Below are 16,739 nucleotides of genomic sequence, written 5' to 3'. Positions count from 1 at the left end.
TCATCGTCAATCAACAATCACCACTTTAGCGACAAAAGCGGTGATCTTTTATTATCCTAAACGCGTCTTTAGGCGATTAGCCTTCAAGCTCACTCCAGCGTTCAAGCTTGCTCATCATCTCCTCTTCGATAGCCAACAAGCGCTCACTGGCGGCCGTCGCGGCATCAAAGTCGGTGGTAAACCATGAACCATCAGCCAGCTTGTCTTCTAGCGTTTTTTGTTCGGCTTCTAGCGCCGCGATTTCTTTGGGTAAGCTATCTAGCTCGCGCTGCTCATTGAAGTTGAGCTTTTTGGCGGCTTTATTTGGCTTTCCAGCGTCAGCTTTATTGGCTGATTTTGACGCTTTAGTATTGCTAACGGGTGCTTTTGCGGCGCGCGCGGCTTCCTCGCGGTTTTTTTGTATCAAGTACTCTTGATAACCGCCAACATACTTTTTGACGATGCCATTGCCATTTTCATCCGTGTCAAATACCCAAGTGGAGGTGACCACATTGTCCATAAATGAGCGGTCATGACTGATCAGCAAGATGGTGCCGTTAAAGCTGCTGACCGACTCTTCTAATAGCTCAAGGGTGGCCATATCCAAATCGTTGGTCGGCTCATCAAGTACTAATATGTTGGCAGGTTTTAATAATTGCTTGGCAAGTAATACGCGGTTGCGCTCACCACCCGATAAAGCTTTGACAGGTGTACGCGCGCGCTCCGGCGCAAATAAGAAGTCTTGCAAATAGCTCATGATATGGGTTTTTCGGCCGCCCACTTCGACAAAATCCGAGCCTTCTGAGACGTTTTGCGCGACGCTTGCCTCAAGGTCGAGCTGATCACGCAGCTGATCAAAAAAGGCAATTTGCAAATTGGTGCCAAGCGTGACGCTGCCGGTCTTGGTGACCTCGTCATCCGACATATCGAGTAGGGCTTTGATTAATGTGGTTTTGCCTGCGCCGTTAGGGCCGACAATACCGATTTTGTCGCCGCGCATAATAGTGGTCGTAAAGTTGTCAACCAGTACATTACCCTCATATTCAAGGTGCAGGTTTTTGACTTTACAGACCAGCTTGCCGCTTTTTTCGCCTTCACCCATGGTGATGTTGACGTTGCCGACTTGCTCGCGGCGGTTTTTTCGCTCTTCGCGCAGGGCTTTTAGCTCACGGACGCGGCCTTCGTTACGGGTACGACGGGCTTTGATGCCTTGACGAATCCACACTTCTTCTTGCGCCAGTTTTTTATCAAAATTGGCATTGTTTTTTTCCTCAGCAAGTAGCTGCTGCTCTTTTAGCTCTTGATAACGAGCGTAGCCTTTGGCGCCTTGGGTGACGTCATAGCTGGTCAATTGGCCACGGTCAAGCTCTACAATACGAGTCGCAAGTTTATCAACGAATGCTCTATCGTGCGTGACAAATAACAAAGTCAGTCCTTGCCAATCAAGCAAGAAGCGCTCTAACCACTCAATACTATCAACGTCTAGATGGTTGGTCGGCTCATCTAATAACAATACGTCAGGTTTGGTGACCAGCGCACGCGCGAGCAAAACGCGGCGCTTACGGCCTCCAGATAGCGAGGAGAGGTCGTCCTCTGGGTCAAGCCCCATGGTGGTAATTAGACGGGTGGCATCGCGCTCTAAGTCCCAGCCATGGACGGCGTCGATATCATGCTGCAAGGTCGCCATGTGCTCGCAAGCGTCCATGTCGCCATTGGCGCACATCTCCACTTGCTTATTATAATTGATCAGCAGCTCAGCTGTGCGGCGGCTACCGCCCATGACGATATCAAGTATGCGTCCGCTCGACTCGGGGACGTCTTGCTCGAGCATCGCAACGCGCATGCTACTATTGGTGATGATCTCACCACTATCTGGCTGCAGCGAGCCATTGATCAGTTTAAATAGAGTAGATTTACCTTCGCCATTGCGGCCGATTAAGCACACACGCTCGCCTGCATTGATCGAAAAATCAATACCATCGAGAATGGGGGCGACGCCAAAGGCTAAGTGAATGTCTTTTAGATGTATCAGTGCCATAGAGTATCTTAAGCTTATATAATAGTGAGGTAGGGGTTGTTGCAAAATTGCCAGCAGTATAACATGCCACCACATCACTGTAGTGCGCGTAAGTGGTTTTATCAACACTATTTATTACTTTGCATAGTGGCGGCGATTTAATGCCTGTTATCAAAGGTGACTGGCTACTATTGACGCTGCTGCAAATATGCTGCTGCCGAGTCTATTTGACCTTCTACTTACCATTATTTAGAGAACAACATGAATCAATTCAAAGATAAAGAGGACGGGTTTGGTATGCAAGATGACTTGCAAGCCCAAGTAATCGATTTACAAACGAGCCTAGCGCATCTTGAGGTCACTGTCGAAAGGTTAAATGACGTCATCACGCGACAAGATAGGGATATTCATACATTGCAGCGTCAGTTACAGCTCATTTATAAGCAAATAGAAAATCAAGACTCAGAGAGTGGTATTGCCCCATTTGATGTGATGGAAGATAGACCGCCACATTACTGATTTCTAATCCAATATCTGATGCAGGACTGGATATTTTTTGTTTGATTATTTTATATGCACATTATTAGATGAAGATACTGTTTAGTCATAAACAAGAAATAATGTGTTTTTGCAGTTGTTTTCGTGTGCCAAAATCTTTACTATCTTCACCCTCGGATGCTGCTTACTCATAAAAGTCGGGTTAAGTAGTGAAACAATGCGGATGTTTGGAGATATACAATGCGCGCAACTTTTCATTTAAAAACTCTCGCAGTAGCTGTTGCTGCTCTATCTGTCGCTAGCGCTGCTAGTGCTGCTGGTCTTGATCGTTCAGGTCAAGACATCACCGCATTCTTACAAGATGGCACTTATGCAGAGACCGTCTATACTTATATCGACGCCGATGTAAGTGGTAAAGACTCATCAGGCAATAAAATTGATGACATCGCAGAAGATTACGACTTTTTCCGTTATGGCGTAAAAACAGATATCAATGACACCTTTAGTATCGGTGTCTTATATGATGAGCCATTTGGCGCCGCAGCCGACTATACTGGTAAAAATGACTTCATTACCAATACTGATGCCGATGCTATCATCCAAGATTTTACAGGCAACCCTAATGTTACCGAAGATTATGTTGATGATGTGTTGATACCGCAGTTGCAAGGCGCGCTCGCGCCAGGTAACCCAGGCGGTTTGACAGCTGAGCAACTAAAAGAGGCACAGGCTCAGCTAATCGGTCTAGAAGCCGCTAAAGGTCTAGCAGCAGTTGCAGGCGAAGAGACACAAGTTGAAGTACGTACCGAAAGTATCACGGGTATTCTTGGAATGAAGTTTGGTCAAAACAAAGAGTTCCAAGCATATGGTGGTCCCGTTGCTCAGCGTGTAAGAGCGGACGTGAAGCTGCGTGGCGATGCATACAGCTCAGCAAAAGGCTATACCACGCATATTAGCAATGACCAAGACTATGGTTGGATTGCTGGTATGGCATATAGCAAGCCTGAGATTGCGCTAAAAGCGGCGTTGACATATCGCTCTGAGATCAAGCATAGCGCAAAAGCGTTTGAATCTTTCCCTTTGGCCACCGCTGCTGGTGCCACTATCGGCGTTCCATTATCAACGACTAGACATGCTGATATCGAAATTAACACACCAGAGTCAGTTAACTTTGATTTCCAAACGGGTATCAATCCAACCACATTAGCCACTGCTAAAGTGCGCTGGGTACCGTGGAGCGACTTTGCTATCGTACCGTCGTTATACAACGATGTGAGTAAAGTTGCTACGAAAGATGATAAAGGCTTGGCATTAGTAAGCTATGATAAAGACCAGTGGCAGGTAGAGTTAGGTCTTGCCAAACGTCTAGCACCAAAGTTTGCCGTTAGTGGTACCGTTGGTTGGGACAGTGGCGCTGGCAACCCTGTCACTTCACTAGGCCCTATCGAAGGCTATTATAGTGTCGGTCTAGGTGGTAAATACGACATCACAGAAAACTGGGCGGTGTCTGCAGGTGGTAAATACCTACGGTTCGGCGATGCTGATGGTCAAATTCCATCAAAGCAAGTTGTTAGCAAGTTTGAAGACAACGACGGTTTTGCGCTGGGTGTGAAGCTGTCTTATCAAGCAAAATAAGCACTAAATCAGTTGAGTTTTAAACTGAGATAAATGCTAAAAAAGCGATCCATTATGGGTCGCTTTTTTTTGGCAAAAACAAATAATATGGTTAACCTTACTGGTGAATAAACATATGATTCTTTTATTTAGAGTCGACCATAGATGAGATTTCTGCTTAATCATAATGTCAAATAGCTAGTTAATACTTATCAGTCAGTGAACGATTGTTTTAATACTTTGTTTTGCTATTCTTTATAAAAATGACGGCCTAAAACCGCTGACTTTTTTTACAAAAAAATTTTTATAAAATATATCTTTTATAATCAATGAGATATAGTGAATCATATAAGATGGCATATAGACGATAAGAAAGCGTTTGTGAGGTAAAAAATGCCACATTATTGGCTCAATGAAACAGTGGTGAATATTCTATTAACATAAATGCATCTTTGTAAAATCTCTAAAAGAGTATTGCTATAGTATAGAAGTTTAATTATGATACTGAAATCAGTTACGTTGTCTTACATAGCGGTAATGTCTGATAACAACGAAAGTAAGGTTGCGTAAATCATCGTTACTTTCGACAGTTAAGTCGTTTGGCAAAGGATTGCATAGCATCGGCTGACGTTACTAGTACAGGTCACTAGTCTGTATAGTATCCGAGCTACTTGCCAGTTATTTTATTCATGGAGGATATCTAAGTGTCTCAAAATTTTCCTATCTCTAAACTTACCCTCGCTCTGATCACGCTATCGGCTGCTTCATTGACGCAAGCTGCTGGCCTCGACCGTTCTGGTCAAGACATCAAAGGCTTTTTTAATCCTGGTACTTATGCCGAGATTGATTACGCTTACATTGATACTGATGTTTCAGCCCATGATAATGCTGGTGCTATCACTACTCCAACTGGTGATATTAATAATGGCATTACTTCGACAGAAGAGGCTTATAGAAAAGGTAAGTCAACTGGTAATGCAACTCCAGATACATATAGTTTTATGCGCTATGGCGTCAAAACCGACATCAATGAGAACTTCAGTATTGGTGTGTTTTATGACGAACCATTTGGTGCAGAAGTAGAGTACTCTGGCGATAGCACGTTTGTCTCTCAAGCAGGTAAGGATACTATTGCCGACTCGTCAACTGGGACATCCGTTCCAAACGAAGTTATCAACTCTTCGGTACTAGACCCAGATTACGACAAAAATACCAACGTCAGTGTGCACTCTGAATCCTGGACAGGTTTGATCGGTTATAAGTCCAATGGCTTTCAAGTCTATGGCGGTCCTGTGATGCAAAAGGTAAAAGCAGATGTGCACTTGCGCGGTCAAGCATACGGTCCGTTGACAGGCTACGATGCTAATGTGAATAGTGACACTGACTATGGTTGGGTAGCAGGCTTGGCGTATAGCAAGCCTGAAATCGCCTTAAATGCTGCCTTAACGTATCGCTCAGAGATTGACCATAAAACCCCAGTGGGAGAGAGAATACCTCTATTAGGGTCACCTCTACGAGATATTGCACTAGGCAAACTTGGGATTGATCCAAATTCTGAGTTAGGTCAGTCTGTTGGCGAATACGCCACCACTGATGCGACAGTCACAACGCCTGAGTCTGTGAACTTAAATATTCAAACAGGTCTAAGTGAAAAGTATCAGCTATTAGGTACATTAGATGTACGCTGGGTACCATGGAGTGATTTTACCATCGTACCACCATTATACAATGCTTACTCTAAGGCTGCTGTTCCAGAAGGCTTGCCATTATTGTCTTATGACAAAGACCAATGGAAAGTCGACGTGGGTCTAGCCAAACGTTTCAATGAAAAGCTGGCGGGTTCGGTCGTGGTTGGTTATGACTCTGGTGCTGGTGATCCGGTGAGCTCGCTTGGTACTATTGAAGGGTTCTATAGTATCGGTGGTGGCGTGAAATACAATGTCACTCCTGAATGGGCGGTATCTGTGGGTGGTAAATATCTGAAGTTTGGCGATGCGACTGGACAACTACCTAACGGTAGTATCGTCAGCAAAGCTGAAGACAACGATGGTTATATTGCTGGTGTCAAACTGTCTTATCAGAGCCAATAAATTGTGATATCTCACTATCTGAAATCTAACTATAACGGCTTATCTAGCTTATGAGCCAGATAAGCCTGATCACGTCGATACATGTATTTAATTTTTAATAAATGAACGTTTGCGTCATGTTTTATCAGCAGGTACTCGCTGCAACAAATTGACTTTGCAAACTAAATTTGATTATCTATATATCGTACAGACCCATCATATGTCGTACGAATAGGTAAAGGACTATCTATCAATCATCCATGGAGGAAGAAGAATGTCACCTAATCGTCATTCAATCTCAGCTGACCTATCAGCAAACAAGTTAAAAACCCCTTTAAAAGCCAGTGTAGTTATGTTGACCTCTGTCATCTTAGCAGCCTGCGGAAGTAGTGGTAGTGACTCTTATAATATGAGTGATATCTTTGATGGTAGCAGTCCAACCATTCCTGCGCCAGAGCCTACTCCTGAACCAGAGCCTACTCCTGAACCAGAGCCAGAGCCAGAACCTACACCTACACCTACACCGACACCGACACCGACACCGGAAGCGGATAGAACAGGTGTTCAATCGCTAAATATCAATGCTGGGTCACTCGGGGTATTTAATAAAACCACTCGTGAGTTTGATATCAATGAAGATGGCTCTACTGTTGATGCTCGCGCGGATATAGCTTCACAAAACCCCAATACGCCAGACCAACCTGGTTTATTACCAAAGGTTGCTATCAATACGTCAGGAGCAAACGATACTGATACTCAAAACGGCTTTAAAACCCATGAGGATAGCACAGAGATCGTTGTAGCTAGCCTTGGCCAAACTTTACCGTTAGATTACACGTCAACATATAAAGATTTTGGCGATGAGATGCGTATTGGTCATATTGATGGTAAAGCAGAAGTTGCGCTCTTAAATTCAACATTGCCAGTAAATGGTGTCATTGTGACGGGAAATGCCACTCAGGTTGACAATATGCCGACAGATGGCACAGTTAACTATACAGGTGATGCAACTTATCGTGAATTGGGATTAGACAAAGATATTGAGTTTGGTACTTCAGTATTTACAGCTGACTTCGTTGCAAAAAACCTAGAAGGGGCTCTGACTTTTGCTAATGCAGGTAAAATTGATTTAACTGCTGGCATCAATGGCAACCAGTTCTCAGGTAGTGCCGAAGATAATAATGGCTACAATACTGAAGGTGGATTTTACGGCGGTGACGCTGAGTACATCGGTGGTATCTATGAAGGTAATGGTGCTCAAGGTACTTATGGTGCTGAGAAGAACCAAGACGTAACGCCAGAACCAGAGCCAGAGCCTACTCCTGAACCAGAGCCTACTCCTGAACCAGAGCCTACTCCTGAGCCAGAGCCTACTCCTGAACCAGAGCCTACTCCTGAGCCAGAGCCTACTCCTGAGCCAGAGCCTACTCCTGAGCCAGAGCCTACTCCTGAGCCAGAACCTACTCCTGAGCCAGAGCCTACTCCTGAGCCAGAGCCTACTCCTGAGCCAGAGCCTACTCCTGAACCAGAACCTACTCCTGAACCAGAGCCAGTAGCACCTACCAATCCAGATGTAGCGGCAGATACTGAAATGACAGGACTGCAGAGCTTTACGTTATCGAACGGTACTGCGATTGGTTTCAGATCATTCTGGGACGATAAAGATAATAAAGCAAGTGATGACAGAAGCGACACCTTTACTAACACTAGAGACGGCGACAACTTTACTGACTTTGATACCTTAACTGCTCGTGCTGACTTAACAAAGCCTGATACAGTGAGTAACTCAGTTACCGCAACAATTGCCTCCGCTAATGATGGCGCTTATGCTGATAATACGAATGGTTTCAAAGAGTATAATGGCTCAGCTACTGTCAGTGTCGTAAAGCCTATTTCTACTAACTTGACACTGCCTTATAAATCTGTTTATAAGAACTTCGATCGTCAAATGCAGATCGGTCATATATATGGTGAGGCAGATTCAATCTTAGGTCGTTCTGCACGTGTATCTAGTGTTTATGTACAGGGTAAACTGACTGCTGCTGAAGACATGGCGTATATGAAAGACTTAGCTCAGTTTAACATGGATAACGGTGGCGATGGAATTGTTCAATATACAGGTAATGCTACCTATATGGAGAACTTGCATTTTAATGATCTAAACCCACGTCCAGGTGTAAACGTTAATGGTGTTTCAAACTTCGATGTAGACTTTGTTAATGACTCTCTGACAGGTAACTTAGCGTTTGCTGATATCAATAAGAATATCGATATTAGTGCTGATATTAGTGGTAACACCTTTGCTGGCACAGCTGGTAATGTGCAGACCTCAGGTGGTTTTTATGGCGAAGATGCTAAATTCTTAGGTGGTATATACCAAGAAGCATTAGCACCAGGTGGTTCAGGAACAGAAGCTGGAACAGGTACGACCTTCCAAGGCACCTTTGGTGCAGAAAAGCAATAAATTAGCCTATTAGCTCAGAATAAAAAAAGCGCCTTCGGGCGCTTTTTTTTGTTTATAAAAACCATAAAAGTACTGCTTAATAGTAAACTTAGGTTTATATTTTTATTTGATTTTATAAAGTATCTAATACACCGTATTAATCATAATGGTGGTAATAATTTTTAAGTATTGCGGTAAATTTAACTTAGTATTATTGCCTGTAGAGATTTTATTTTCTGCTTTTAAAATAATTGGGTAGAAATTAATAAATAGGTGAGTTCTTAATAGGCTTATTTTTTATTAAAAATATTGATTATATATTTTATATAATATATTTATGGTTAATATGAAAAATTTTCTTAATTTATCCCAAAGTGTTGATTTTGCTATATTTTTAATTAATATGTTTTTATAAATATTGTAACTAATAAATGATGAATGATGTTGATATGTAATATTTAAATTACTATTATTGGGTCTATCAGGAATGAGTATTTCATTAAATTTAAATAAAAACCGATTCAAAACATATCGTTTAAAAGAAGTATGAAATTAATTGGTAACCAAAGGTTACATTATTCATAATTGTAGATATATTTATTGACTTTTTATAAGTGATTTGTTTATCTATGCGTGGTACTAGATATTTGTTGTGCCTAGTATGGATAAATAATGGACTGTTATCAATTCTTCATGGAGGAAGACGAATGTCACTTAACCGTCATTCAATATCTGCTGTAGCGACAGCAAAAAAACTAAAAACGCCGCTGAAAGCTAGCGTCGTTATTTTAACCACTGTAATCCTAGCATCATGCGCTAGTGATGGTGGAGACAGCACCACGCCCAAGCCATCCCCTACAATACCTAAAAATGACAGTGGAACTGCAGGAGGATCAGAAACTGAGGGTAGCGGCGTTGATACTGGCAGTAATGCGCAAGCAGAGGCTGCGATCAAAGCCGCAGAAGCCAAAACAAAAGCTGCAGAAGATGCCTTAAAACAGGCAAAGGCCAAAACGAAGGCTGCAGAAGACGCACTTAAAGCTGCTGAGATGAAATTTGGTGTCGAGTCACAAAAGGCGGCAGAAGCGTCACAAAAAGCGATTGATGCAGCAAGATCAGAGGCAGCAAAAGCGAAAGCCGCAGCAGAGGCCGCTAGGGTAGAAGCAGTTGCAAAGATTGAAGCGGCGGCACAAGAGGCTGAAGGTAAGATAAAAGCTGCTAAAGAGGCGGCAGCTAAAGAAGCCGTAGCTAAAGTGAAAGTTGCTGAAGCTAACGCAAAAGCTGCTGAGGCCCGTGCAAATACGGCAGAAGCCAAAGCTAAAGAGCTACAAGATTTGTTGGCATCAGAAACAGCTGCCAAAGAAGCCGCTGAGGCAAAAGCTAAGTTAGAAGCTAAAAAGGCTGCAGAGGCTGCGAAAAAGCAAGCTGCGGCTTTGGCGGCCGCGAACAGTGCCAAAGAGGCCAAAGAAAAGGCAGAAACAACGTTGGCCGCTGCTGAAAAAGCGAAAGCAGAGGCCATTAAAGCACAACAAGCTGCTGAGAAAGCATTAGAAGATGTGCTAGCCAATGGTGGTGGTTCCGACGCACTACAAAAAGAGGCTGAGCGCAAAGCCAAACTCGCCCAACAGGCACAAGCCCAGGCAGAAAGCGCTCAAGCCGCTGCACAAGTAGCCAAACAAGCAGCAGAAGCACAAACAGCACTCGCATTGGCTGCTAAAAAAGCAGCAGAAGATGCCCTAGCAGCAGCCAATATTAACCATGCGCCTGAAGCGACTAAGTCTGGCGTTCAGTCATTAAACATCAATGCTGGTACACTAGGCTTGTTTAATACGACCACCCGCGACTTTGCAGTAAATGAAGATGGATCTGCAATTGACGCCCGTGCCGACATTGCTTCTCAAAAAGAAGATGGCACAGCAGGTTTACTACCATTGGTGCCAGTCACTATCTCTGGTGAAGGTGACACCGAGGTGGCTAATGGCTTTAAAAGCCATAAAGATAAAACAGATATAGTGGTCGCCGCCATTGGTCAAACACTTCCTTTAACTTACAACTCGACCTATAAAGACTTCGGCGATGACATGCGCATCGGTCACATCGACGGATCTGCTGAAGTCACTTTGTTGAACAAAACCCTACCAGTCAATGGTGTCGCCGTAATTGGTAATGCAACCCAAACTGCGAACATGCCAACCGAAGGCAAAGTCGGCTATACAGGGGATGCTACTTACCGCAAGCTGGGTATTGGGAATGATATCGAATTTGGTAAATCAGTTTTTACCGCTGACTTTGTTGCCAAAAATGTGAAAGGCGATCTTACCTTTGATAATGCTGGTAAAATTGGTCTTACTGCTGATATCAACGGTAACCAGTTCTCAGGTACTGCTGCTGACAATGCTGGTTACAATACTGAAGGTGGATTCTTTGGTGGAGATGCTCAGTATCTAGGCGGTGTTTATGAAGGTAACGGTGCTCAAGGTACCTATGGCGCTAAGAGCGACAAGCAAACTGCCGCTGAACAAGCCGCTCAAGACGCCCAAGCGCAAGCCACTGCTGCTAATAAAGCACTAAAAGATGCTCAAGCGCAAGCCGCTGCGTCAGCTGCTGAAGCTAATAAGGCTAAAGAAGATGCTATTAAGGCTCAAGCTGCCGCTGCTAAAGCTCAGGAAGCTGCAGACAATGCAGGTGATAGTGAAGCGGTCCTAAAAGATGCAATAGCACGCGCCGATGCCGCCGAAGCTGCTGAAGCCGCTGCTCTAGAAGCCGCAGCGACAGCAGAAGCCGCAAGACTAGCTGCTGAGAATGCCAGAGCTGCAGCAGAAGATGCAGCTATAAAAGCGCAACAAGCAGCCGACAAAGCCATTGGTGATGCCAAAGCAGAGGCTAATCAGAAAGTAGCAGAAGCCAAGCAACAAGCAGCAAATGCTAAGGCCGAAGCTGAAGCGGCTAAAACACGAGCTGATGCAGCAGAAGCCGCCGAAGCTAAAGCCATAACTGAAGCTAACACCGCTAAAGCGCAAGCTGAAACAGCGATTGCTGCTGCTAACGCCAAAGCCGATCAAGCCAACCAACAAGCAAGTGCAGCACAAGCATTAGCGCAAGCTGAGAAACAAAAGGCTGAAACAGCTCAAGCGGAAGCGGATCAAGCCAAGAGTGAGCTGGTAACTGCACAACAAGAACTGGCTGAAGTAGAACAAGCACTAGCGGATGCTCTAGCTTCAGGTGGCGGCAATACCGAAGCCCTACAAGCAGAAGTAGATCGCCGCCAAGCGGCACTTGATGCAGCAAATGCGAAAGCGGCCGCCGCTCAGCAGGCACAAGCCGCAGCGACTGCCGCAGCAGAAGCGCAAATTGCAGCCGCTCAGCAAGCCACTCAAGCAGCAGCCGACGCCTTAGCTGCTTCTCAAACCAAAAACGCACCTGAAACTGCTAAATCCGGTGTGCAGCATATCAGTATCGATGCCACTGGACTAAATCAAGGTATGTTGACAACCACGACTCGTGACTTTGGCATTACGGATGAGACGCAAGTACAAGCACGGGCAGATATCGCCTCTAGAGGATTAGTCTCTGATCCTGTAGCGCTTCAAGTCAGTGGTGACAATGATACAGTAGTAGCAGGATCTAGTGGATTCAACTCATTTGAAAACACCACCAAAGTGGTTACTGCTTCACTGGGTGAACAGGACCTTGTCTACACCTCAACATACAAAGACTTTAGTGATGACTTAAGAGTGGCTCATATTGACGGTGCCGCTGCTGGCCTATTACCTGTCAATGGTGTGGCTGTCGTTGGTAATGCCACCCAAACTGCTAACATGCCAACCGAAGGTAAAGTCGGCTATACAGGGGATGCCACTTACCGCGAGACTGGTTTAGACAAAAATATTCAATTTGGCACATCAGTCTTTACCGCTGACTTTGTCGCCAAAAATCTAAAAGGCGATCTAGATTTTGGTGATAAGAAGATTGGTTTAGAAGCCACAATTGCAGGCAATCAGTTCTCAGGTAGCAAAGAGGGTTATAAAGCCGATGGTGGATTCTTTGGTGGAGATGCTCAGTATCTAGGCGGTGTCTACGAAGGCAATGGCGCTCAAGGTACCTATGGCGCTAAGAGCGACCAGCAAACTGCTGCCGAACAAGCAGCGATAAAAGCACAAGCAGATGCGGATGCAGCCAATGCAGCTATCGCAGGTGTTCAAGCGCAAGCCGACGCTGCCCAAGCTGCTGCAGAAAAAGCGCAAGCAGACGCTATTAAAGCACAAGAAGCCCTAGCAAAAGCAGAAGAAAACTTAGCAAACGCCGGTAATGGTGAAGACCTGCTTGCTGCTGCCCTAGAGCGCGCGGCCGCAGCAGAAGCTGCCGAAGCCGCTGCTCTAGAAGCCGCAGCGACAGCAGAAGCCGCAAGACTAGCCGCTGAGAATGCCAGAGCTGCAGCAGAAGATGCTGTGATCCAAGCTGAAGCTGCAGCTCAAGCTGCCATCGGTGATGCCAAAGCAGAGGCTGCACAGAAAGTAGCCGAAGCCAAGCAACAAGCAGCCGATGCTGAACAAGCACAGCTAGAAGCGAATGCACGCGCTGATGCGGCTGAAACGGCAAAATTAGAGGCTGAGGCTAGAGCAAAAGCAGCAGAAGATGCTTTGGCCGCCGCACAACAATTGCCACCAGCGCCAAACAACCCAGTTGTAGCTGCGAATGCTACTGTCTCTGGTTTCCAAAATACCATTTCGGGCAGTGACAATAGTGCTATTAATACCAATACTTCTTCTAACTACGATGAGCTCAACGTTGATTTAATAGCAACTGGGTCTGGACGTTACGATTCAAATACCACTACTGGCTTCCAGTTACGAGACGCAACTGATGAAGACTACGGAGAAGGGTTTAAAAAGAGCTCTCTGTATTCGTTAGGAGCAGGGTATTTGAACAGACGTTTTAAATATACTTCAGTTTATAAGAACTATGATGATCAGATGCAGGTTGGTCATTTATACGGCGATCTCAAGACTTCTAATAATGGTATTCGATTAGATACCTTGTCTAATACTTATGTGCAAGGTAACAGTACAGATAATACCGATATGCAGTACATGAAAGAGCTATCACAGTACAATATCGACAATGGCATCAATGATGGTAAAGTTGACTATAACGGTGTAGCCAGTTATATCGGCAATAGTAAAAGTGAGATCATTGGAAAAGATCCAATCATTGGTACTTCAGAATTCAAAGTTGATTTTGTTGATAGCCAAGTCGATGGGACGTTATCCTTTGATGGCTCTAGCGTTAGCGAGAAGGTTATCAAAGCTGAGATTGATGGTAATAGTTTTGCTGGCAGTTGGAATGGTGTTGACACAAAAGGCGGCTTCTTTGGAGAAGATGCCAAGCTTTTAGGCGGTGTCTATCAAGTCTCTGGCGGAAAGGGAACGTATGGCGCTACTAAGGTGGACCCAAGCGCAGAGCCAGTACCAGAACCTAAAGCCATAACAGGTGTGATGAGCAATACCATCAGTAGCGTATCAGGCTTAGGCACCGATGACGCGATTGGTTATCGTCAGTTTGTGACAGATAATCAAACCTTTACCACTACAACGGGTGAAGGTGAAGACACGACACCGGACATAGTTGATGATAGTGCTGTAGATAATCTGCCAAGCTATGATAAGTTTGCAGCCCGTCTTGATATTGTTAAACCTAACAAATTCAAGCAACCTGCTATGATTACAACCGTTAGAAATAATGATGTCGCCTTTGATGCTGATAGTGGTTTCATGAAATCTAAGGATAAGAACGTTGCTACTTTTAAAAACGTAGGATCTATCATTGGTGACATTGATTTAAAATATAATTACGACTCTGTGTATAGAAACTTTGACACACAGATGCAGATAGGCCATGTCTACGGCGATCTTGTTAAAGAAAGTGGTATCGGTAGTGGGGTGAAATCACGCTATACCAATGTTTACGTTATGGGCCAAGCAACTGAGAATATGCCAACTGATGGTAATGTTCAATATGCTGGCGTGGCCACCTATATGGACAATTTACATTTAGGCTCAGGCGCTATCAAAGACCCAGTGGTCAATGGCACATCGACATTTAATGTGGATTTCGTCAATGATTCTATGACAGGTGAGCTGACATTTGCTGGTATTAATAAAAACATTGGTATCAGTGCTAATATTACCGGAAATACTTTCGCTGGTAGTAAGGACAATATTGCGACATCAGGTGGTTTTTATGGTGATGGTGCAAAGTTCCTAGGAGGCATTTATCAAGAAGCTCAACCTGGTAATGTAGCAGGAACAGGTACCACACCAGGAACAGGCACGACCTTTCAAGGAACCTTTGGCGCCGAAAAGCAATAAAGGAATATGACTGCACAACCCAAACGAAAAAGCGTCTTAGGACGCTTTTTTTCTCGCTTAAACGTTTAAAATCCCTTAGGATGATTAAGTTTGGAAGATTAATGATCATACTTAGGTAAGGATACCCATGAATAATCAATATATGCTCAAACCTCTTACGCTCTGTGTTTCACTAATGATGGCTTATTCTGTCCCCGTCATGGCAGAAGATACGCCACCAGACATAGGGCCGGAGCTTGATCAGGCAACTGAGCTGCTCAAACGTGAAAATCAAACAGCAGTGTCAGATCCCACAGCGCCATCTACCGCGGTTTCTGATACAGAGGCGCAGCGTGCCATCAAAAGTCGTCAGCAACTTGCTGCCGCCACGACATACAATTTGGCGGCGTTAAAAGCCAACCCAGCGGCGTTTAGTAAGTTTTTAAATGATGCGTTAGCCGCGCAAGATATGGTCACGGTAAAAGAAGTATTGCCGCATTATAAAGCACTTAAAACCAATGATCCCATGCTCATCAAATTCGCTGACGCCTTAATATATCGCAGTGAAGCCAAAAACAAGCAAGCCATCGCCATTTACCGTGAGATGCTCGCAGCAGATCCAGATTTTCACCCTGTACGCCTAAATATGGCGATTGCTATGCAAGCAGATAAGCAGTATGCCGCCGCAAAAGAGCAGTTTTTAAAGCTACAGTCGGTTGATTTACCAGCGCCTGTGATGGCGAGAGTTCAAAACTCGTTGGCTCAAATAAATAGTTCAGAAAAATGGCAGTTTAATGTCTCTGCCAGCTATGTCAGAGATAGCAATATCAATGACGCGCCGTCTAAGTCTATTCAATCTAGTCTGGGGCGTTCAATCGAACAAAAAACGGCCAACGGTATTCAGGTGTCTGGCAGTGCCAATAAGCGCTTTAATTTACCTGAGAATTTTTATGCAACCGTAGGCGGAAATGCTTCACTAAAAGGCTACTGGGATGAAACGGATTATAACGATTATCTGCTGACCGCTTCTGCTGGTATTGGTTATGATGATGCCAAAAATGATGTCTCACTCACGCCGTTTGTGACCAAGCGGTATTACGATGAAGAAGATTATAGCCTACGTAAAGGGGTCACGGTCAGCGGCTCACGCTGGGTAAAACCAAAGTTGAAATTGACGGCCACCGGTATTTTGTCCAATGAAACGTTTGAGGATGACGACAATAAAAACCGAGAAACCGATGGTCAGTTTCTTGGCCTAAACGCATTTTATATCAAAGATGCCAAAGAATACTTCTATGGTGGATTGGGTAATTATCAAAACGATGTCCCCAAATCAAGCATCATCAGCTACGATCGCAATTCTGTCAATGTCGGTTGGGGGCGTGAATGGAAGCACGGTATATCTACCCTTGCGACAGCAGGCTATGGTATCAAAGAGTACGAAGATCCTGCAGATGCCTATCCAGCTGGTAGTGGTGCATGGTTGGGCTACTATAATGCAGTGGGCGGTAAGCCGGGTACAAAACGCGAGGATAAAACCACCTCACTAGGTCTACAAGTCTGGAAGCGCGATATCACAGTGCTTGGTCTGACTCCAAGACTGGTGTTTGACTATGAAACGACCTCTAGTAACTTTGGTTATTATGATGATCGTGATGAAAAATCAGCGACGGTATTATTAACCAAGACTTTCTAAGTATCTTATCAGTTTTGTATTAGCCAAATAAAACCCTCGCTATCCGAGATAGCGAGGGTTTTTTAGTGTTCGATAG

General features: G+C 44.5%; 7 protein-coding genes. 6 read left to right on the top strand and 1 reads right to left on the bottom strand.

From position 1 onward, the window contains the following. Window positions 1-76 precede the first annotated feature (76 nt). On the bottom strand, window positions 77-2,017 hold the full coding sequence (locus tag ACNFVB_RS09005) for an ATP-binding cassette domain-containing protein (RefSeq protein ID WP_430737269.1): 1,941 nt from the start codon (window positions 2,015-2,017) through the stop codon (window positions 77-79). A gap of 240 nt (window positions 2,018-2,257) precedes the next feature. Here ACNFVB_RS09005 and ACNFVB_RS09000 point away from each other — a divergent pair, with 240 nt between their 5' ends. The 6 genes from ACNFVB_RS09000 to ACNFVB_RS08975 all read left to right on the top strand — a co-directional run bounded on the left by ACNFVB_RS09000 (window position 2,258) and on the right by ACNFVB_RS08975 (window position 16,663). Further along, on the top strand, window positions 2,258-2,515 hold the full coding sequence (locus tag ACNFVB_RS09000) for a SlyX family protein (RefSeq protein ID WP_430737268.1): 258 nt from the start codon (window positions 2,258-2,260) through the stop codon (window positions 2,513-2,515). A 219-nt stretch (window positions 2,516-2,734) separates the two neighbouring features. Then, window positions 2,735-4,129: an outer membrane protein transport protein gene (locus ACNFVB_RS08995; protein WP_430737267.1), complete on the top strand. Its 1,395-nt coding sequence runs from the start codon at window positions 2,735-2,737 to the stop codon at window positions 4,127-4,129. A gap of 683 nt (window positions 4,130-4,812) precedes the next feature. Continuing rightward, window positions 4,813-6,198 (top strand): OmpP1/FadL family transporter, encoded by a 1,386-nt coding sequence (locus tag ACNFVB_RS08990; RefSeq protein WP_430737266.1) that lies wholly within the window; start codon window positions 4,813-4,815, stop codon window positions 6,196-6,198. A 331-nt stretch (window positions 6,199-6,529) separates the two neighbouring features. Next, entirely contained in the window at window positions 6,530-8,641 is a 2,112-nt protein-coding gene (locus ACNFVB_RS08985; protein ID WP_430737265.1) for a transferrin-binding protein-like solute binding protein, read from the top strand. A 686-nt stretch (window positions 8,642-9,327) separates the two neighbouring features. Continuing rightward, window positions 9,328-14,988, top strand: a complete 5,661-nt coding sequence (locus tag ACNFVB_RS08980; protein WP_430737264.1) for a transferrin-binding protein-like solute binding protein — start codon at window positions 9,328-9,330, stop codon at window positions 14,986-14,988. A gap of 127 nt (window positions 14,989-15,115) precedes the next feature. Then, window positions 15,116-16,663: a porin family protein gene (locus tag ACNFVB_RS08975; protein ID WP_198336406.1), complete on the top strand. Its 1,548-nt coding sequence runs from the start codon at window positions 15,116-15,118 to the stop codon at window positions 16,661-16,663. Window positions 16,664-16,739 lie beyond the last annotated feature (76 nt).

Origin of the sequence: Psychrobacter sp. VH5, from assembly GCF_050572635.1 — a bacterium.
GTDB lineage: Bacteria > Pseudomonadota > Gammaproteobacteria > Pseudomonadales > Moraxellaceae > Psychrobacter > Psychrobacter celer.
This window is presented reverse-complemented; position numbering and strand designations above follow the sequence as displayed.